The sequence below is a fragment of the Catelliglobosispora koreensis DSM 44566 genome, from assembly GCF_000379685.1.
Taxonomy (GTDB): domain Bacteria; phylum Actinomycetota; class Actinomycetes; order Mycobacteriales; family Micromonosporaceae; genus Catelliglobosispora; species Catelliglobosispora koreensis.
Genome location: NZ_KB903249.1, coordinates 33,161 through 51,367, shown reverse-complemented (window position 1 = coordinate 51,367; position 18,207 = coordinate 33,161). Strand labels below are relative to the sequence as shown.

Here is an 18,207-nt window from a genome sequence, read left to right as displayed (position 1 = left end):
GATCATAGTGTTAGCAAGACGGATTGTCCGGTGACCTTGATGCCGCCTGACGGTCCGATGTCCACGGAGATCAGGCTGGGCCTGCCCATGTCGTGACCTTGGTGGATAGTCACCGTCGTGGGTGTCTCGACCAGCGAGAGCGTACGCAGGTAGCCGCCCAGCGCAGCGGCGGCGGCGCCGGTGGCCGGGTCCTCGACCACGCCACCGGGCGGAAACGGATTGCGGGCGTGGAAGACCAGCGGCGACTCGCGCCATATCAAGCTCACGGTTGTCCACTCACGACGGTGCATCAGCCCGGCTAGCTGGTCGAAGTCGTAGTCCAGGCGAGCCAGCCGGTCACGTGAACCGGCAGCGATAACCGGATGCCAAGCGCCAGCGAAAGCCACCCGTGGCGGCAGCGATGGGTCCAGGTCACTGACCGCCCAGCCGAGCGCGGCGAGCACCTCAGCAGGATCCAACGGTTCCAGCTTCGGCTCCACGCTCGTCAACGTCGCGGTCGCGACGGCGGAATCGACCGCTGTCGTTACCGGGACAGGGCCTACGGAAGTGTTCAGCACCAGTTCACCGGCACCAAATCGCTCAGCGTGAGCGGCAGCGAGGGCGATCGTCGCGTGACCACAGAACGGCACTTCCGCCTTCGGGCTGAAGTAGCGCACGTCGCCATTGGGGAACAGGAACGCGGTCTCGGAGTACCCGACCTCGGCGGCGATGCTCAGCATGTCGCCATCGCTCAGGCCGGTCGCGTCGAGCACGACCCCGGCAGGGTTTCCGCCCTCGGGATGATCGCTAAACGCCGTGTACCGCAAGATCTCCATGCGACCGACCCTGTCACGTCCTGAGCTAGCCTTCGAGGGCCAATTCGCGCTCACTGGTCTGGCCCGCTCACAGGTTAGTCATAGGAAACCCACAACATCGGCATAGCACCTGGGTGCATGCTGTCAGGCATGGGCCGTATCGATGCCGACCTGCGCCGCCCGGATGGCGAACCCCCGCGCTTGCTGGTCGTGGATGACGAGAGCACGCTGTCAGAGCTGCTCGCCATGGCGTTGCGCTATGAAGGCTGGACGGTCAGCACGGCTGGCGATGGAACGAGCGCGGTGCGGGTGGCCCGCGAGTTCCGCCCGGACGCGGTGGTGCTCGACATGATGCTGCCCGACATCGATGGCCTTGAGGTGATGCGCCGGATGCGAGCGCACGACCCGGCGATCCCGGTGCTCTTCCTGACCGCACGAGATGCCGTCGAGGACCGCGTCAATGGGCTGACCGCCGGCGGCGACGACTACGTCACCAAGCCGTTCAGTCTTGAAGAGGTGGTCGCGCGTCTTCGGGCGCTGCTGCGGCGCTCAACCATGGTCACGGCGAAGGAAAGCGCCGTGCTGACGGTCGGTGATCTCACGCTTGATGAAGACAGCCGTGAGGTTTACCGCGGTGGCGAACCAGTGATTCTGACCGCGACGGAGTTCGAGCTGCTGCGCTATCTGATGCGCAATCCTCGCCGCGTGCTATCCAAGGCCCAGATTCTCGACCGCGTCTGGAATTACGACTTCGGCGGCCAGGCCAACGTCGTTGAGCTCTACATCTCTTACCTGCGCAAGAAAGTCGACGCGGGCCGTCCACCGATGATTCACACGATGCGGGGCGCGGGTTATGTCCTCAAACCGACGGAGTAGCTGGCCGTTACGCACCCGGCTGATCGCCATCTTCGCCGGGTTGCTGGTGCTCACCAGCGCGATCGTGGGAGTGCTGACCACGGTCGCGCTTGAGCGTTTCCTCGCCGACCGGCTCGACACTCAGCTCAGCGACATTCTGGTGCGCACCAAGAAGAACGAAGGAAACGCGCCCAGCAAGCAAGGTGGCCAGGGCGGGCAGGGCTGCGTACCAACTGGTGATTCTATTGAAGGCGCTCCCCCGCACGGACCCAACTTCCTTACAGCGCCCGGGATTCCGGACCAGACGGTAGGCGCGCTTATCCGCAATGGCAATGTCGTGGCCGACATCGTGGTGGCCGCGCATGGCTACCCGGAACGGCTTCCCGCCAATCAAGCCGAGCCGCTGGCATCGGTCCCCGCGAACAGCAAACCCTCCACTTTGGACATTCCCGGCTTGGGTGAGTACCGCGTGGCCGCGACGAAGCTCTCCAACGGCGACACCGTTGTAGCCGGGCTCCCGCTCGACGGAGTGAACGAGACCATCTGGCGGCTGGCCGGTGTGGTCACGCTGGTTTCCGTAATCGGCATCGGCGCCGCGGCGCTGCTGGGCACGATCGTGGTGCGGCGGACCCTGCGCCCGTTGGACCGCGTGGCCGCGACGGCGACGCGAGTGTCCGAATTGGAGCTTGACCGGGGCACGGTTGCCTTGTCAGAGCGGGTGCCGGAGGCTTACACCGATCCTAAGACCGAAGTCGGCAAGGTGGGTTCCGCGCTCAACCGCTTGCTCGAACACGTCGCCGCGGCTCTTGCCGCTCGCCAGGCGAGCGAGACCAGGGTCCGGCATTTCGTCGCCGATGCCAGCCATGAATTGCGTACTCCGTTAGCCGCTATCCGTGGCTACGCCGAGTTGACCCGGCGCAGCAAGGACCAGGTGCCACCCGACGTGGCGCACGCCATCAGCCGTGTCGAGTCAGAGTCAGCCCGGATGACCACGCTCGTGGAAGACCTGTTGCTCCTGGCCCGCCTCGACGAAGGACGCCCGCTAGCCGACGGTGCGGTGGACCTGTCACGGCTCATCGTCGATGTCATCAGCGACGCGCAAATCGCTGGGCCGCATCACCGGTGGAGTCTGGATCTGCCCGCCGATCCCGTGAGCGTGACCGGTGACGACGCACGCCTGCATCAGGTGTTCGCGAACTTGCTCGCCAATGCGCGCACCCACACTCCACAAGGGACGACCGTCTCTGTCGCCCTTTCCCTTGAGGGTACTAACGCCGTCGTCACCATCGCTGACAACGGGCCCGGGATTCCGCCAGAGCTGCAGCCCGAGATCTTCGAGCGGTTCACCCGGGGCGACTCGTCGCGCTCGCGAGCCGCTGGCAGCACAGGGCTCGGGCTAGCGATCGTGTCGGCTGTGGTCGCCGCGCATCACGGGACAGTCAGCGTTGACAGCCGTCCGGGTAGGACAGTCTTCACGGTCCGCCTGCCCTCACAGGACGAGCACAGGAACCTCAGCTAGCGACGGCGTTCCAATCGACGCGGTACTCATACATCCAGCCCAGTGAGTTCTTCTTCTCCATCTGGCGCAGGAAGATAGGCATCATCAGGTCACGGAACAGTGCCCCGACAGGGCCTGGCGCCTTGCCATCACCGCTGCGCTTGCCGTGGGCGACGATCCGCTCGACCCGCTCACGGCGGGCTTTTTCGAACGCGGCGAAGGCTTTCGGAGTACCCCCTATGTCTCTTAGGCATTTGGCTAAAACGATGGCGTCCTCGATGGCCATGGAGGCGCCTTGTCCTGACGATGGCGAAGTGGCGTGTGCCGCGTCGCCGACGATGACCATGGTGTCGTTGTGCCACTTGGGCACGGTCGGGAAGTCGTAGGTGTTCCAGCCCGGGATGACTTTTTCGGTCGCGTCGATGATTCGGTGCATCGGGCCCACGTCACCGTCAAGCAGCGTGTGCAACCGGGCCCGCCAGTCAACGCTGGCTAGTTCGGCCGTGGTCGGCTCCTTTTTGGACGGTGGATTGGCGAACCACCACACGTCACCGCCCGGGTGGATGAAGTATCCGAAGAAGCACCGCTTGCCGAAGATGAAGTTGGCCTCGCCCGGCTTGCCCGGCAGGTGAACGCCCCGCGCGTAGCCACCGGTGTTGAGCAGGCCGATGTGGCGAGCCTTCGGCGCGTTGGGATCGATCAAGGAACGCACCCTTGAACGCAGCCCATCGGCGCCCACGATGAAATCACCGGTCGCCGAAGTGCCGTCCTCGAAGGAGGCGGTGCCGCCAGCGGCATTGACGAGCCGTTTGCCGTACTCAATCTGGATCCCGCGGCGGACCGCCTCATCGCGCAGCGCCACGTAAAGATCGCTGCGGTCGATCGTGCGGCCATACATCGGGAAGTTCACGAGTTGCTTGCCCTTGCCGTTGCTCATGCGCATGCCGGGCGTGTCCATGCCCAGATCGCAGACCAGGTCATGCAGATCCAGCTGGCGCAGGGCTTCCAGACCGTTCACCGCGAGGGTGAGGAATGCGCCCACACCGTCAGACGTGCGCCCATAGGCCTCGTAAACCACTGACTCGATGCCGGCCTTCCGCAGCGCCATCGCGGTAACCGGCCCGGCGATGCCGCCTCCGATGATCAATGCTTTCTTAGTCATACTCACACTATACATGTTATGACTAGTCATATGTCAAACGGTATGCTGAGACCCATGTCATCTCGCCGATCAGTGCTGGCCATGGCCGTGTTGTCGATGCTCACCGAGGAGCCCATGCACGCCTATCGCATGCAGCAGCTGATCAAGGAACGGCACAAAGATGAGGTCGTGAACGTCGCGCAGCGCAACAGCGTGTACCAGACGATCGAGCGTCTCGTACGCGATGGCCTCATCGCCGTGCAGTCAACGGCACGCGCCGAGAACCGTCCAGAAAGGACGGTGTACGAGATCACCGAAACGGGCCGCGAGACTCTGCATGACTGGCTCTACACCATGTTCTCGACGCCGGCGCGGGAGTTCCCGGAGTTCCCAGCGGCGCTGGCGTTCATGCCCTCGCTGGCCGCGAGCGAAGTGGCCGCCGCACTGGACAAGCGTGTGACGCTCCTGGAGGCGCAACTGTCCGCTCTGGACAACGATTTGAAAGAGGCGGGAAGTTTCCTGCCCCGGCTCTTTCTCGTCGAAACCGAGTATCAGCGCGCGATGACCGGTACCGAGCTCACCTATTGCCGCGCGCTAGCCGCCGACGTCAGCTCAGGAAGACTGCACTGGTAGCACACAGGACGCGCCCGGAACCTCGGCCGCGAACTGGAAACCGCCGGGCACGCCACCGTCCAAACGCGACACCGCGATGTCACCACTGTTCTGGTTCGCCACGTACATAAAGCCGTTCGCGATCGCGAAGTGACGCGGCCAGTCGCCTCCCGTGGGCACGTCTATGACGGGACGCCAAGGGTCGGTCTCGAACACGCTGATGCAGTTTGCCCCACGGTTGGCGACGTAGAGGTGTTTGCCATGCAGCTCAAGGTGGCTCGGGAGGTTGCCACTGGGCACCTCGCCCACCATCGCCGAATGCCGCTCCACGGACCGGATCATCGCGCCGGACGCGCGCACCTCGCAGATATCGACCATCGTGTCCAGCTCGCCGTCGATATAGAGGCGCCCGCTTTCGTGGTGTGCCATGTGCCGCGGCCCGCTTCCCGGCGTCATCGCCGCCGACCCCATCTGGGTCAAGGTGCCCTCGGGTTCAAGCCGATAGGTCATGATCTGGTCCGTGCCAAGGTCGGTCACCAGCACCATTCGCGGGTACTTGGTGAAGCTCACCATATGCGCATGAGGACCCTCTTGGCGCTCAGCGTTGGGCCCCGTTCCGGTGTGCTGAACCAGATCTGTCCGTGCCCCGACCTGTCCGGCCCGCACCGGGTGCACCGACACCGATCCGCTGGAGTAGTTCGCCACGACGGCGAATTCGCCCTCGGCGTCGATCGCGAGGTGGCACGGTGACGTTCCGCCGGTGGGTTCCGTGTTGAGCAGCGTGAGCGACCCGTCCTCGGCCACGGCCACCGCGGCGATGCGGCCCGGATCCCGCTCACAAACCGCGTAAAGGTAAGCCCCCGACGGATGCCAAGCCAGGAACGACGGATCGGCCACGTCTAGCGGCGGATGGGCGACGGTCAGCTCGCCCGTGTCCAAGTTCTGCCGGAAGCAGCGGATGCCCGAGCCGTAAGAGCCAACGTAGATCAGTGCCACATCAGCAGATCTTTCCACACCGCCGCCGTCTGCTTTGATGTTTCCCATGCGGAATCTGCGGCCCCTCACCGCGCTGATCGCCCTTTGCCTGTTCACGGCCGGGACAGCCGGCCTGATCCGGGAGGGCTCCGGACTGGCGCAGACGTCCACCGTCGTGGATGGAGTGCCGCTCGAGGTGCTGCGCGATCCCCGCTTGCCCGAGCGCCGATCCGGCATCGTCATCGCGCACGGGTTCGGCGGATCGGCGGCGATGATGCGGCCCTATGCGCAAACGCTGGCGCGGCAGGGCTTTCTGGTCGTGTCGCTGGACTTCTCCGGGCACGGAACCAACCTCTATCCCCTGCCTTTGGACCCGTCCCGCAGGCTTCAGCAAGATCTCGCCGTCGCCGTGAGCCACCTGCGCACCCTGGGCGTCCCGTTAGGACGCATCGGTTTGCTCGGCCACTCGATGGGTGCTGACGCGGTGGTCCGTTATGCCGAGCAGCGGCCGCGCCTGCACGCCGTGGTGACGTTGTCATTGCCCACCCCCGCGCCTGCGTCGCCGTCCCTGCTCATGCTCGCCGGATCACTGGAGCCGTCTGGTTTTCACCACGAAGGGGTGCGGCTGGTCCCGCTATCCGATCACTTCACGATTCTGTTCAGTCCGGAGGCACATCGTCTGACGGGTGAATTCTTCGCGACCGTGTTTGGCGCGCAGCCCGCCGATCCGGCGCCGTGGAACAGGCTTATCTACGGCACTTTGCTCGCGCTGGCGTTCACCGCAGGGCTCACCGTCCTGCCCAAGTCGCCTTATCTGATCTTCCCGTACTCACTGGCGGCCGTGGCCGTGCCGGTCCACTTGAGCCTGACCAACGTGCTGCTCACTGGGTGGCGCTGGCTGCTGTTGCCGGTCGCCGTGCTCTTCAGCTTCGCCGCTTGTTATGGCCTACATTTGGCTGCCCGCAAGAACGTCTGGCGCTACACCGGTTATGGCGCGGCGGGCCTGGTCTTGCTGACCGTTCTCGCGCTCGCCGGGCTGGCGCCCGGCTTCTTTCTGCTCATCATGCCGCTGCTTTTCGTCCTGCTCGCTTGGAACGCCACGTGGATCCGTCTACTCACGACAGACGAATCACCCCCTTGGCTCGCCCCATTGGCGGGCGCGTTACTGGTCGCCATCCCCATCGCCGCCGCGACACCCATCCCCGCGGTGATCTTTAGCGGCGGCTGATGGCGATGGCCATGGCGCGCAAGCGATCGCAATAGGCCAACTCAGTGGCGTCGTCGAGTCCGGTGCGCATCCGGTCGAGGTCGGCTATGCGCGTCCGGATGACGCGCTGCCTGCTCGCGTCGAGGCGGCCGAAGTTTTCCAGCCACGTGGTGACACAACCCCCGATGTCGGCATCGAGGGTTACCAGATCTACTTTTCCGCTGCTCAGCCCATGCCACCGCGTGGGAAACACCGCTTTAAGGTGCTCTTCCCACAGCTGTGCCACCGCTTCCAGCTGATCGTCTGCCACGCTAGTCCTTCCGCACCAGTTTTCGCGTGGATCTGCTTGGCATAGTCAGCCCAGCAGAATGACTATACCGATCACGATGAATACTCCGGGAACCGCCCAATGTCCATGGCTCCGGACAAACTTCACCATTCTGGGGTGCGATCCCAGCCACGATCCAGCCAGGACCCAGACGGCCACCAGGAGGGCGAAAACACTAATGGTGACAAGGCTCGCCTCGACGCTGATGGCGCGAAACACCGGCGTGTAGACGGCGATGTTGTCGGCTCCATTCGCGACAGTCACGGCCGCGATCGCACGAGCCGTCCGGGCGGCAACCGGCGTGTCCTCGTCGCGATGACGTTTGAACAGCGTCCATAACCCGAGCCCGAGCGGGATCAAGCCGAGGAAGCGCACCTTGTCGTCCGGGACGAGGGTCAGGCCGAACGCCGCTAACGCCGAAAAGGCCACCAGCAGGGCGATGCCCGCGTACTGGCCCGCCCAGATCTGCCACGTCTTGGGCACCCCGGTCGCCCGCGCGGACAGGAACAAGAGAGTAAGCACCAGCAGGTCATCGACGTTAGTGCCCGCGAACAGCCCAACGGCCGCGGCCACCGTTCCTGCTAGCTGCTCCATGATCCCCGCAGCGTACCCGTCAGACCAGATGAGCGTCATGCACCAGGATCGCGGCCTGCACCCGGTTGGTCATGCCAAGTTTGCTGAGCGACTTGGAGACGTGGGCTCTGACGGTGGATTCAGCCATGGCGAGTTTGCGGGCGATCTCGGCATTGGACATTCCATTGGCCACCGCAACCATCACGTCGCGTTCGCGTTCGGTCAGGATGGCCAGCCGGGCGCGCGCGTCGTTGGCGTGCGACGGCGTGATCTCGGCGAACGAGCTGATGAGCCGTCGCGTGATCGAGGGCGCGAGCATGGCATTGCCGTCGGCGACGGTCCGGACGGCTTCGATCAGATCACGCGGCGGGGTGTCCTTAAGCAGGAACCCGACCGCGCCCGCCCGCAGCGCCGCCTGAACATATTCGTCTTCGTCAAACGTGGTCAGCATGATGACCTTCGGCGGATGCGGCAGGTCATGCAGTTTGGCCGCCGCGGTGAGCCCGTCCATGCCCGGCATCCGCACATCCATCAGCACCACGTCGACCGGGTGAAGCCGGGCCGCGCTAACGGCTTCGGCACCGTCGCGGGCTTCCGCGGCGATGACCATGTCGCCGGCCTCAGCCAGGATGAGCCGCAGCCCCGATCGCACCAGCATCTCGTCGTCAACGATCAGCACCCGGATCATGTTCTGTCCTTCCAGTGGCTTTCAACGGTATTTCGGCTCGCACCAGGAACCCGCCCTGTGGTGTGGCTCCGGCATGGAACCGCCCATCAAGCACTTTGACGCGTTCACTGATGCCAATCAGGCCAAGGCCAGAACTAGGCATCGCTTCGGCTTGAGGTTGCGGCGGCGGTTCGTTGCGTACTTCGACGACAAGGCAATTTCCCGTGCAGGCAAGGGAAACCACGGTGCTCGCCCCTAGCGCGTGTTTGACCACATTGGTCAGTGCCTCCTGCACGACCCGAAAAGCCGTACGCTGCACCGCTGACGTTCCCTGAGGAGCTTCGAAGCCGATGTCCAGCGTCACCGCAAGGCCAGCCGCCCGCGTGCGCGCGACAAGTTGCGGGATGTCGGCTATCGACGGCAACGGTTCACGCTCGGCCGGTCCGCGCAGCGCCCCGAGCACTAGGCGCAGCTCGGTTAGCGCCCGGCGGCCAGCCGTGCGGATGAGCCCAGCCGTGAGAACGGTCCGGTCATCGCGTGCCCCGATCTCCAGCGCTCCCGCGTGCAGCACCACGAGCGAAACCCGGTGCGCGACAACGTCATGCATCTCGCGGGCGATCCTCGTGCGCTCAGTCTCGCGCGCTTGAACCGCACGGAACTCTTGCAGCTCAACCTGTTGCTGCCGGCGCCCACGCACCCAGCGGCCGTAGATGAACGGCAGCAAGACAAGCATGCCGATCTCGGTCAGCACCCACACCACGGCACCACGCCACGCGTGCCCGGCCCGCTCACTGGCGCCGAGGGCGACGACCGCCATGAGAAGTGGGGCAAGCGTTAGGTAGATGATGGCCCGCACCCGGTCGCAGCGCAGTCCCGCGTAATAGCTCGCCACCGCGACCGCCGCCCACATCCCGCAGGCCAGCCAGCCAATCGCGGCCACGAAGAAGATCGGCGGTGTACGCCAGCGCGTCGAATCGCCTGAAGTTCCAGCTCACAGCCCTGAGCCTAAGACGAAAGTAGGGGGTGGAAATCAACAATCGCCTACGAGATCGCCCTGGCTTTCAGTAAACCTTGCTTCTCATGAGCGACAAGTCAGCAGCCGTCAAGGCATCCCGCCTGTCCAAGGCCTACGGCGAGGGCAGCGGCCGGACCGTGGTCCTCGATAATATCGACGTCACGTTTGAGCGCGGAGAGCTGACGGCGGTCATGGGCCCTCCCGCAGCCGGGAAGTCTACGCTGCTGCACTGCATCGCCGGGCTGGAAAAGCCGACGAGCGGCCGGATCTGGCTGGGCGGCGACAAGCTGACCGGGCTCGATGACGAATCGCTGAGCCGCATCCGCCGGGACCGCATCGGCTTCATCTTCCAGTCCTACAACCTGTTGCCGACGCTCACGGTCGCCGAAAACATCATGCTGCCGTTCGAATTGGCTGGCCGTCACCCGGATCAGGACTTCGCCGACCGGGTCGTGGACGCGGTTGGCCTGCGCGACAAGCTGATGCGCTTGCCGGGCAAGCTTTCTGGCGGTCAGCGGCAGCGCGTCGCGACCGCGCGGGCACTGATGCTCAAACCAGACGTCGTTTTCGCCGACGAGCCCACGGCCGCCCTCGATCCACACGGATCGGCTGATGTGATCGAGTTGTTGCGGCACAGCGTTGACGAACTTCATCAGACCGTTGTCATGGTGACTCATGACCCGGTCGTGGCGGCCCGGGCAGACCGGGTCGTCTTTTTCGAATCCGGCCAGGTGGCCACAGAGCTGCGCTCCCCGACGGCTGAGGGTATCGGCGAGCGGATGAAGGCGCTCGCCCGCCGCAGGCGGATGCGCGACGGGAGTGGCTGGTGATGCGGGGGCTCACCAGTCACTCCCGTGCGGGAGCACTGATTTCCCTCACCGCGGTCATTCTCGCCGTCAGCCTGGTTTCGGGTGCCTGGCTGGTATCAGGATCGCTGACGGTAGTAGCGATCGCGTTGCCAGCGGGTGTCGCCCTCATCGTCAACACCGTGACGATGCGCGTGCGTCATCACGCCGAGGTGCTGGCGCTCTATCGCGCGGTTGGCGCGACCAAGCGCGCCCTCAGCCGGGACATCATCTTCCGTTCCTTCTGGGTGGGTGGTCTCGGATCCTTAGCCGGTACTCTCCTGAGCCTGCTCGTGGCCACCTCAGGCGGATTTGGGCGCGAGGAGTGGCCCGCGATCCCGGTCGCCGTCGTGATGGGTTTGGCCGTCACGATGGGCACCGCTGTGATCGCCTCCTGGCGCGTGATGACGCGCCCCACCACAGAAACGTTGCGGCACAAGGAACCAGAGGCACGGACGCAGGTCGCGGCCGTCATCGGGGCTGCCGTGACCGCGGCCGGGATCGCTGGAGTGCTAGCACATCCGGGCGGCTATCTGTCTACCTTGGACAGAGCCGTGAGCTTAGCCGGAGTGCTGCTGATCTGGCTCGGGGTGATCCTGGCCGCACCCGTTCTTTCGATGCTGGTGCTACGGCCCGTCGGCTGGATTCTCGGTGTTTACGGCGGCCCGGTTTACCGGCTGGCCGTTCGCGAGGCGTTGCGGCACCCGAGACGGACCGCCATGACGGCCTCCTCACTGATCACAGGCATCTGCCTGGTGTGCGCGTTCGCGGCCAGTGGCACGCTGCTCGGCCTCGTGCTCGCGGTCGCCGTGTTCGACGTGGCGAGAACATTCGTATTGTCCGGAGTGGACCGTGGCCGGGACATCGAGGTGATGCGGTCCGTTGGCGCGTCCCGCCCGTTCGTCCTGCGGACCGTCAGACGCGAGAACGTCCTGATAGCGGCGTGTGCCAGCACTCTTGGGCTCGCGGCCGGTCTCGTGCTCGGCAGCGCGATGCAGCACGTCATGCGCAATCAGTCCTTCGCTGAGCTGACCCTCTCGGTGCCGGCGCTGCTCCTCATGCTCGCCATCCTCGCCACGATCGGCGCGGCCGCGTTATGGCTTCCCACGCACCGTGCCGCGAGCGCTGATATTCCGCACCTTGCCAGGGACAGGCACAATGACGCGGTATGACAACGCGACGCGAACGGGCCGAGGGAGCACTCCTCGGTGTGCACGCGGGCGACAGCCTGGGTGCCACAGTGGAGTTCATGTCCTGGGGCGACATCCGTGAGGCCTACCCCGATGGGGTCCGCGACATTGTCGGGGGCGGGCCGTTTCACTGGCCGGCCGGTCACGCGACGGATGACACCGACCTGACGCGGGCGGTGCTGCTGGCACATCTGGAACCCGGCGATGACCTCGTGCTCACGGCCGCCAATCACATGTTGAACTGGCTAGAGGGCGACTGGCCTGGCCGCCAGCCTGGAAAAGCCCCACGCGACGTGGGCAACACGACCCGTCGCGGGCTCTTGCGTTTCGCCGAGACACGCGATCCACGCGATAGTGGAGCCGGTGTTGGGCAGGCTGGAAACGGTTCGCTGATGCGCTGCATTCCGACGGCGATAGCGGTCCGTGACCGGGACGAGCGGCACCGGTTGTCGGCGGAGATCTCGGCCATCACGCACAATGACCCGCGCTGTGTCGCGGCATGTGTGTCCTATAACGACATCGTGGCCGCCCTGCTCGACGGTGCCGACGCGGCGACCGCTGTCGAGGCTGGTCTGCGCACGGCGCATGAGCTGAAAGCGGCCGGGGTCGCCAGCTCGATCACCTATGGGCAGCACCTCAAGCCAGAGATGCTCGCCCGGACCGGGCAGACGTTCCTCGACGATGACGCGGCCGGATTCGTGCTCGATTCACTGAGCCTGGCCGTCGCGGCCGTCCTGGACCCCCGTCCGTTCTCTGACGTTGTCAAAGACATCGTGCGCATAGGCAACGACACGGACACTAATGCGGCTATTGCGGGAGGCTTACTCGGTACCCGCGAATCTGTTCTTGGAATTCCCCCACATTGGGTGGCGAAATTGCAATTCGCCGAGGAGTTCCAGGCTGCGGCGGCACGGCTCTGCCTGAATGGATGATATTTACGCATTTAAAAGTTCGTTGAAATACAGGCATGACCCGTGCACTATTCATCACCGGATTCAACCGCAGCGGAACCACCCTGATCACGTCTGCGGCGACTGAGGCGGCAGGCGGCGCGACGCTGACCGTGGGCTATTTGGCGCGCCATATGCCCAAAGTGGACGCTTTCCTCAAAGCGGCCGAGTCCGCCGAGATCCCACCCGACCGCGGTGTTGACCGGCTTCCCGTTACTCCCTCCACTCCCGAGGAATACGGCTGGCTGCTCGCGGCCAAGACCGGCCAGCTGGCCTTTGGCTTCCGTGCCGCCAAGTCTCGTGTCCTGCACCAGGCCGTCGACGAGATCGGAGCCGAAGCCAACGCTGACACTGTCGTGCTGAAAAACCCTTGGGACACCGGCAAAGAAGGCAAACTGTTAGACGCGTTCGCCGGGTCACGCGTCATCATCGTGCGCCGTCAGCTCAGCGCGATCGAAAACAGCCTCAGCCGTGCGTGGGAGCGGATGGCCTCTAACAACGCCTGGGTGCAGGCCCTCATGGACAACCCGGACTTCGCCGCCCAGATCGGTGCCGTGCTGGCCGATCCCGAGGCACGCGCGAAGATGGTCGACGACAGCCGGGCCAAGATGCGGGCCGACGCCAAATCACTAGCGGATAGCGTCGCCAGCCTTCCACTGGACCGGACCGCGTTCGTGTCCTATGACGAGCTGCGCGCGGACCCTCGTGCCGGTGCCGCGTGGCTTTCCCATCTCCTCGACGCGGACGCTTTCGCGGCCTCGGTTTCCGCCAACACGTTTCCTGAGTTCAACCAGACCTCGTCAGACGATGAGCTAGACACCTACTGGGCTGACAGCTGGAACAAGGTCCGCCAGCAGCAAATCGAAGCGGGAATCCTGACCGCTCCCAAGTGACGCACGCTGCCAGCGCTGGGGTGCGCCAGCGCGGTCAAGCCTTAGCGTCCGCCGCGAGGCTGATTGCCCCGGTTCAGTCGCTGCACCTTGGTCTGCCCAGCCGAAATCTGCGTCCGGGTCGCTTTCTCCCGTGCCGCGAAGGCTTCTTGCCGCGACTCTTCCACCGCGTGCTCGGAGATATGTTCCTCTTCTGCCCTAAATGACTTGTTCTTCTTGCGCTTACTCATACGCAAACGCTAAGCCCTAAACGGGAAGCACTTGGACGCTTTCGGTGACTTCGCGCAAGGCCCGGCCAACCGTGCAGTGATTCTCGTGCACCCGGTGTGCCACCGCTTTGAACACCTCGGCGGCTTTGTCGTCACCTTCAGGCAGCTCAACTTCGTAGGTCACGGTGATCGTGCCGACTTTCGTTGGCGCTTCCTTCTCCGCGGTGATCGTCGCGGCGAGCTTGACCAGCCGGTGGCCGCGTTTGGCTGTCAGCGGTTCGATCGTCACGATCTCGCAGCCGCCGAGGGCGACCAGCATGAGCTCCACCGGCGAAAACACACCGTCCTCATCGGACGATCCGATCGCCACCCGGGCGCCACGGCCATTCGTGCCAACGTATCCGTCGTCGGTTCGCTCGACGTGTACCTCGTAACCCATGATCACACCCTACGCTGTCGCGACGCCTCATAGAGCGCGACAGAACCAGCCGCCGCCGCGTTGAGCGAGCTTGCCCCACCGCCGATCGGGATGTACGCCATGACGTGGCACGCCTCGCGCCAGGCCGCGCTCATGCCGTTGGTTTCGTTGCCTACCACCAGAATCGTCGGCCCGGTCAGATCCACGTCACGCAACTCGACCGAGCCGCTCTCGTCAAGCCCGACCACTTGCGCTCCGCTGCGGTCCAGCCATTCTTGGGGGTACGCCTCGAGCCGCACCACGGGCACGCAAAACAACGACCCCGTGCTCGCCCGGACCGCCTTGGGGTCGTAGATGTCCGCCGCGTGACCCGTGACGATGACGCCCCCGGCGCCAAAGGCGTCAGCGGAGCGGATCAGCGTGCCCACGTTGCCGGGACTGGACGGACGGTCGAACACGACGGTCAGCCCGCTCGGGTCGATCCTGGCTAGCTCATCGGGCTTGCGCCCGACGACCGCCACGATCTCGGCTGACTTTTCGGCCAGTTCGTCGAGCAGTTCCCCGGCCATGGTGACGTGCAGGGTGTCCAAAGTGTTCACCAGCTTCAGCGCCCACTGCGAAAGCGCCGCCCCGTGCCGGTGGATGAGCGCGTGGATGGGCCACCCGTTCTCAATTGCCAGCGTCACGGGGCGGACCCCTTGCACGAGGAACTCCCCGCTGCGATGACGCTTGGCCCGGTTCGTTAGGAGCGCTTCCCACTGCTGGAACCGGGCATTGCGCGTGGAGATCGTCAGCCGCACCTGGTCAGGCTACTTTAGTGCCCACGGGAGGCGGCGCTTCAGGCTCTTCGCGCCCGTCGTCTTCGTCGTCGTCTTCCTCGTAACTCGCGTCGGGAGTGCGCACCTCGGTCATGACCGCCTTGATGGCGGCGGCGATGGGGATCGCCATGAGGGCACCGACAAGTCCCAGCAGCGTCCCGCCGAGCAGCCCGGCCAGCAGCACGCCCACGGCAGGCAGATTGACCGTCTTCTGCATCACGCGCGGAGCGATGAGGTAGTTCTCCAGCTGCTGGTAGACGATGAACAGGATCGCGGTGAACAGCGCGGCTTTCCAGCCTTCGGCGATGCCGGCGACGGCGATACAGACCACCGACGCGAGGGTCGCCCCAATGAGCGGGATGAAGGCGAACAGGAACACCAGGAGGGCCAGCGGCAGGGCGCCCGGGACTTTGAGAACGGTCAGCCCGACGTAAGCCACGATCGCGGCGCCGGTGGAAACCAGGATGCCGCCGATCATGTAGGAGCCGACCTTGTCGACGACCACGTTCACGATGACCCGGGTGCGCTCACGGTAGGCATCAGGTGCCAGTTTGGGGATAGCACGGCGGATGCGGGGCAGGTCGGCCATGAAGTAGATCGACAGCACCAGCACCAGCAAACTGGACGCCAGGACGCCTAGGAAGCGGCGGAAAAAGTCCAGTGCACTCGTGCTTATCCGCGCCGGAAGATCCTTAGCCACGTCGTTGAGGTGCTGATCGACGCCATAGCGCCGGCTCAACTCACGGAACGTCTCGGAGCGCGCGTCCAGATCGGACACATAGCGCGGCAGGTTCTGGGTGAGTTCCGTGGCCTCACGCACCAGCGGTGGGATGACGATCCAAATCACGGCGGTGACCGCGCCGACGGCGATCAGCAGGATGAGGGTGACGGCGAAGGGCCGCTTGACGTGGTGCCGCACGAGCCAGCGGACAGCGGGGTCCAGGCTGACAGCGATGAACAGCGCCACGAGTGCCAGGACCAGAATGTCGCGCACCGTCCACACGGCGAGAATGGCCAGCAGGACAACGAAGGCGCCAGCCGCGCCAGCCATCCCCCACTTGAAAACTGTGCTGTTCTTAACAGCTGCCATGGCACATCAGTCTAAGTCCCAGAAGGTATACGTTGTGCGCATGCCAACCCCGCTCTCGTGGCCAGATTGCCGCAATGCCCGTGACATCGGTGGTTTGCCCATCGTGACGGGCGGCCAAACGCGCACCGGGGCACTGATCCGCTCAGACAGCCTGGACCGGCTGACCGCCGAAGGCGTGGCGATGGTGCGGGCGGCCAGCGTCAGGCGGATCATCGATCTGCGTGGCCTCGAGGAATCCCGCGAAGTGGCGCACCCGTTCGCCACCGACACCGAGATTTACCGGCTCGTCCCACTCATCGACCCGGCCCGCGAACCCGAGCGCGACAAGCCCGCTGAGCGGTCGCTCGGCGACATCTACAAATCCAGCATCGTCCGCAACGCACGCTCCATTGTGGAGGGTCTGATCACGATCGCTGACGCTCCAGACGGAGCGGTGCTCGTGCACTGTGCCGTGGGCAAAGACCGCACCGGCATGACCGTCGCGCTGGCGCTGTCCGTCGCGGGTGTCGCTGACGAGGTCATCGCGGAGGACTACGCGTTTAGCATGGTCGGTTTGCAGGCCGATCACGATCTGATCCTGGCCGCCATCGACGACGAAGCCCGCCGCAAGCACATCGCCGAACGCATGGGCTGCAAGGCGGAAACCATCCTTGTCACGCTCACGCACGCACGGGCGACCTACGGCAGCATCGAGGAATACCTGCTCGGCTTCGGCATGACCGCCGGACAGCTAGACCGGCTGCGCACCCGTCTCATCGAGGCCTAAGAGCCGCACGCCGTTGCCCCAGCACACCGCGCGCAGCCACGCGTCGCCAAGGTCGAGCCGCGCCAGCGCCTCCAGCTGATGGGCATAGGCATAAGGAATGTTCGGGAAGTCGGTGCCCAGCAACACTTTCCCGGCCAGGCCGAGGTCGGTCACCCTTTTCAGAAGCTCCCGGGGGTACTCAGCGAAGCCCTCGACAAAGTCGGTAAACGCCATGGTCGTGTCCAGGCTGACCCGCTCATACTTTTCGGCGAGCGCCAGAAACTCGCCGTATTCCGGGGTGCCCATGTGGGCGATGACGGCGTTAAGCCGCGGATGCCGGGCCAGCACGTCGCCCAGCGGACCCGGCCCCGTGTGCTCCCCGGGCAGCGGACCCGACCCGGCGTGGGTGATAACGGGCGTGCCCGCCTCGGCGAGCAGACCCCAGACCGGATCCAGCAGTTCATCGCGCGGATCGTAGGCACCAACCTGAACGTGCACCTTGAAGATCTGCACACCCCGCTCTAGCGCCCGTTCCACATACGACACGGCTCCCGGCTCGGGATAAAACGTGCCTGACTTCAGGCACGCCGGGTTGCCCGCGGCGAATTCGAAAGCCCACTCATTCAGCTCGGCGGCCATCCCGGGTCTGTGGGCATAGCTGAGCGCCGGATAAGCCCGCACGCCAAGAGCGGCTAACTGAGCGACCCGTTCAGCGTCAGAACCGCGATAGGTGATGTGCCAGAAGACGTTGTCGAAATAGGCCCAGACCTTCTCGATCATCCGTTGTGGATAGAAATGCACATGGACGTCAATCAGCCCGGGCAGCCCGAGCGCCCGCCAGAACCCTGGCACGTCACCATCGTTCACCGGTTGCCTACTTCGCGAGAGCTTCCTCGATGGCACCGGTCAGGTCTTCCGGCTTCACACCCGGACGGAACCGGCCGAGGATCTCGCCATTGCGGCCGATCAGGAACTTCTCGAAGTTCCAGGTGATGTCGCCCGCTTCACCTTCGGCGTCGGGCGCCGCGGTGAGCGTCTGGTAGAGCGCGTGCCGGCCTTCGCCGTTGACCTCGATCTTCTCGGTCAGCGGGAACGTCACGCCGTAGGTCGCCGAGCAGAACTCGGCGATTTCTTCCGAACTGCCCGGCTCCTGGCCACCGAACTGGTTGCAGGGCACGCCAAGGACGGTGAAGCCCTTTTCGCTGTACTGCTCGTGCAGTCGCTCCAGGCCGGTGTATTGAGGCGTGAGCCCGCACTTGGACGCCACGTTCACCACGAGCGTCACCTTCCCGGCGAAGGAGGGCAGGTCAAGGGGGTTGCCACGGAGGTCATTGAGGGTGTTCTCGTAGACAGACGACATGCCGGCAAATCTAGCGCCCCGATTTCC

At 64.9% G+C, this 18,207-nt stretch carries 22 protein-coding genes; 9 read left to right on the top strand and 13 right to left on the bottom strand.

All coding sequences use genetic code 11. The features are described from left to right. Positions 1-2: 2 nt before the first annotated feature. Positions 3-815: a PhzF family phenazine biosynthesis protein gene (locus A3E1_RS0100290; RefSeq protein WP_020518749.1), complete on the bottom strand. Its 813-nt coding sequence runs from the start codon at positions 813-815 to the stop codon at positions 3-5. 117 nt (positions 816-932) lie between these two features. Here A3E1_RS0100290 and A3E1_RS0100285 point away from each other — a divergent pair, with 117 nt between their 5' ends. Beyond that, on the top strand, positions 933-1,670 hold the full coding sequence (locus A3E1_RS0100285; protein WP_020518748.1) for a response regulator transcription factor: 738 nt from the start codon (positions 933-935) through the stop codon (positions 1,668-1,670). After that, positions 1,648-3,168: a sensor histidine kinase gene (locus A3E1_RS0100280; protein WP_020518747.1), complete on the top strand. Its 1,521-nt coding sequence runs from the start codon at positions 1,648-1,650 to the stop codon at positions 3,166-3,168. The genes A3E1_RS0100285 and A3E1_RS0100280 overlap by 23 nt, the downstream gene beginning before the upstream one ends. On the opposite strand, the gene A3E1_RS0100275 is transcribed toward A3E1_RS0100280, so the two are convergent. Beyond that, the gene (locus tag A3E1_RS0100275; RefSeq protein ID WP_026207925.1) at positions 3,161-4,309 is read right to left on the bottom strand and encodes an FAD-dependent oxidoreductase; all 1,149 of its coding nucleotides are present in this window, start codon (positions 4,307-4,309) and stop codon (positions 3,161-3,163) included. The two genes, A3E1_RS0100280 and A3E1_RS0100275, sit on opposite strands and share 8 nt — an antisense overlap. A gap of 54 nt (positions 4,310-4,363) precedes the next feature. On the opposite strand from A3E1_RS0100275, the gene A3E1_RS0100270 reads away from it, so the two are divergent. Further along, positions 4,364-4,921: a PadR family transcriptional regulator gene (locus A3E1_RS0100270; protein WP_026207924.1), complete on the top strand. Its 558-nt coding sequence runs from the start codon at positions 4,364-4,366 to the stop codon at positions 4,919-4,921. Here the strand turns inward: A3E1_RS0100270 and A3E1_RS38130 are convergent. Then, the gene (locus tag A3E1_RS38130) at positions 4,901-5,944 is read right to left on the bottom strand and encodes a lactonase family protein (protein ID WP_020518744.1); all 1,044 of its coding nucleotides are present in this window, start codon (positions 5,942-5,944) and stop codon (positions 4,901-4,903) included. The two genes, A3E1_RS0100270 and A3E1_RS38130, sit on opposite strands and share 21 nt — an antisense overlap. Here A3E1_RS38130 and A3E1_RS0100260 point away from each other — a divergent pair. Further along, positions 5,943-7,103: an alpha/beta hydrolase gene (locus A3E1_RS0100260; RefSeq protein ID WP_020518743.1), complete on the top strand. Its 1,161-nt coding sequence runs from the start codon at positions 5,943-5,945 to the stop codon at positions 7,101-7,103. The genes A3E1_RS38130 and A3E1_RS0100260 overlap by 2 nt on opposite strands. Here A3E1_RS0100260 and A3E1_RS0100255 read toward each other — a convergent pair. Genes A3E1_RS0100255 through A3E1_RS38125 form a run of 4 tightly spaced genes read right to left on the bottom strand, consistent with a single transcriptional unit; the run spans position 7,090 to position 9,590 of the window. Continuing rightward, positions 7,090-7,392, bottom strand: a complete 303-nt coding sequence (locus A3E1_RS0100255; protein WP_020518742.1) for a hypothetical protein — start codon at positions 7,390-7,392, stop codon at positions 7,090-7,092. The genes A3E1_RS0100260 and A3E1_RS0100255 overlap by 14 nt on opposite strands. Before the next feature lie 45 nt (positions 7,393-7,437). Beyond that, positions 7,438-8,004, bottom strand: coding sequence for a cadmium resistance transporter (locus tag A3E1_RS0100250; protein WP_026207923.1), 567 nt, complete (start codon positions 8,002-8,004; stop codon positions 7,438-7,440). 19 nt (positions 8,005-8,023) lie between these two features. Next, on the bottom strand, positions 8,024-8,671 hold the full coding sequence (locus A3E1_RS0100245) for a response regulator (protein WP_020518740.1): 648 nt from the start codon (positions 8,669-8,671) through the stop codon (positions 8,024-8,026). Beyond that, positions 8,649-9,590 (bottom strand): sensor histidine kinase, encoded by a 942-nt coding sequence (locus tag A3E1_RS38125; RefSeq protein WP_020518739.1) that lies wholly within the window; start codon positions 9,588-9,590, stop codon positions 8,649-8,651. Before A3E1_RS38125 ends, A3E1_RS0100245 begins: the two co-directional genes overlap by 23 nt. Positions 9,591-9,730: 140 nt before the next feature. On the opposite strand from A3E1_RS38125, the gene A3E1_RS0100235 reads away from it, so the two are divergent. Genes A3E1_RS0100235 through A3E1_RS0100220 form a run of 4 tightly spaced genes read left to right on the top strand, consistent with a single transcriptional unit; the run spans position 9,731 to position 13,543 of the window. Continuing rightward, positions 9,731-10,495, top strand: a complete 765-nt coding sequence (locus A3E1_RS0100235; protein ID WP_020518738.1) for an ABC transporter ATP-binding protein — start codon at positions 9,731-9,733, stop codon at positions 10,493-10,495. Continuing rightward, positions 10,495-11,682 carry an ABC transporter permease gene (locus tag A3E1_RS0100230; RefSeq protein WP_020518737.1) on the top strand — a complete coding sequence of 396 codons (1,188 nt, stop codon included), beginning with the start codon at positions 10,495-10,497 and terminating at the stop codon, positions 11,680-11,682. Before A3E1_RS0100235 ends, A3E1_RS0100230 begins: the two co-directional genes overlap by 1 nt. Further along, a complete protein-coding gene (locus tag A3E1_RS38120) occupies positions 11,679-12,632 on the top strand; it encodes an ADP-ribosylglycohydrolase family protein (RefSeq protein WP_020518736.1) in 954 nt (317 codons plus the stop codon). Before A3E1_RS0100230 ends, A3E1_RS38120 begins: the two co-directional genes overlap by 4 nt. Positions 12,633-12,667: 35 nt before the next feature. Next, positions 12,668-13,543 (top strand): sulfotransferase, encoded by an 876-nt coding sequence (locus tag A3E1_RS0100220; protein WP_020518735.1) that lies wholly within the window; start codon positions 12,668-12,670, stop codon positions 13,541-13,543. A 41-nt stretch (positions 13,544-13,584) separates the two neighbouring features. On the opposite strand, the gene A3E1_RS46775 is transcribed toward A3E1_RS0100220, so the two are convergent. The 4 genes from A3E1_RS46775 to A3E1_RS0100200 are packed head-to-tail and all read right to left on the bottom strand — an operon-like array spanning position 13,585 to position 16,075. Continuing rightward, positions 13,585-13,770, bottom strand: coding sequence for a hypothetical protein (locus tag A3E1_RS46775; protein WP_157631225.1), 186 nt, complete (start codon positions 13,768-13,770; stop codon positions 13,585-13,587). A 16-nt stretch (positions 13,771-13,786) separates the two neighbouring features. Next, positions 13,787-14,188: an OsmC family protein gene (locus A3E1_RS0100210; protein WP_040390298.1), complete on the bottom strand. Its 402-nt coding sequence runs from the start codon at positions 14,186-14,188 to the stop codon at positions 13,787-13,789. A 2-nt stretch (positions 14,189-14,190) separates the two neighbouring features. Then, positions 14,191-14,967: a TrmH family RNA methyltransferase gene (locus A3E1_RS0100205; RefSeq protein WP_020518732.1), complete on the bottom strand. Its 777-nt coding sequence runs from the start codon at positions 14,965-14,967 to the stop codon at positions 14,191-14,193. 4 nt (positions 14,968-14,971) lie between these two features. Beyond that, the gene (locus tag A3E1_RS0100200; protein ID WP_026207921.1) at positions 14,972-16,075 is read right to left on the bottom strand and encodes an AI-2E family transporter; all 1,104 of its coding nucleotides are present in this window, start codon (positions 16,073-16,075) and stop codon (positions 14,972-14,974) included. Between the two features lie 40 nt (positions 16,076-16,115). Here A3E1_RS0100200 and A3E1_RS0100195 point away from each other — a divergent pair, with 40 nt between their 5' ends. Continuing rightward, positions 16,116-16,841: a tyrosine-protein phosphatase gene (locus tag A3E1_RS0100195; RefSeq protein WP_040390354.1), complete on the top strand. Its 726-nt coding sequence runs from the start codon at positions 16,116-16,118 to the stop codon at positions 16,839-16,841. On the opposite strand, the gene A3E1_RS38115 is transcribed toward A3E1_RS0100195, so the two are convergent. Then, positions 16,806-17,687, bottom strand: coding sequence for an amidohydrolase family protein (locus tag A3E1_RS38115; RefSeq protein WP_020518729.1), 882 nt, complete (start codon positions 17,685-17,687; stop codon positions 16,806-16,808). The two genes, A3E1_RS0100195 and A3E1_RS38115, sit on opposite strands and share 36 nt — an antisense overlap. Positions 17,688-17,694: 7 nt before the next feature. Then, positions 17,695-18,180, bottom strand: a complete 486-nt coding sequence (locus tag A3E1_RS0100185) for a glutathione peroxidase (protein ID WP_020518728.1) — start codon at positions 18,178-18,180, stop codon at positions 17,695-17,697. Positions 18,181-18,207: the final 27 nt, after the last annotated feature.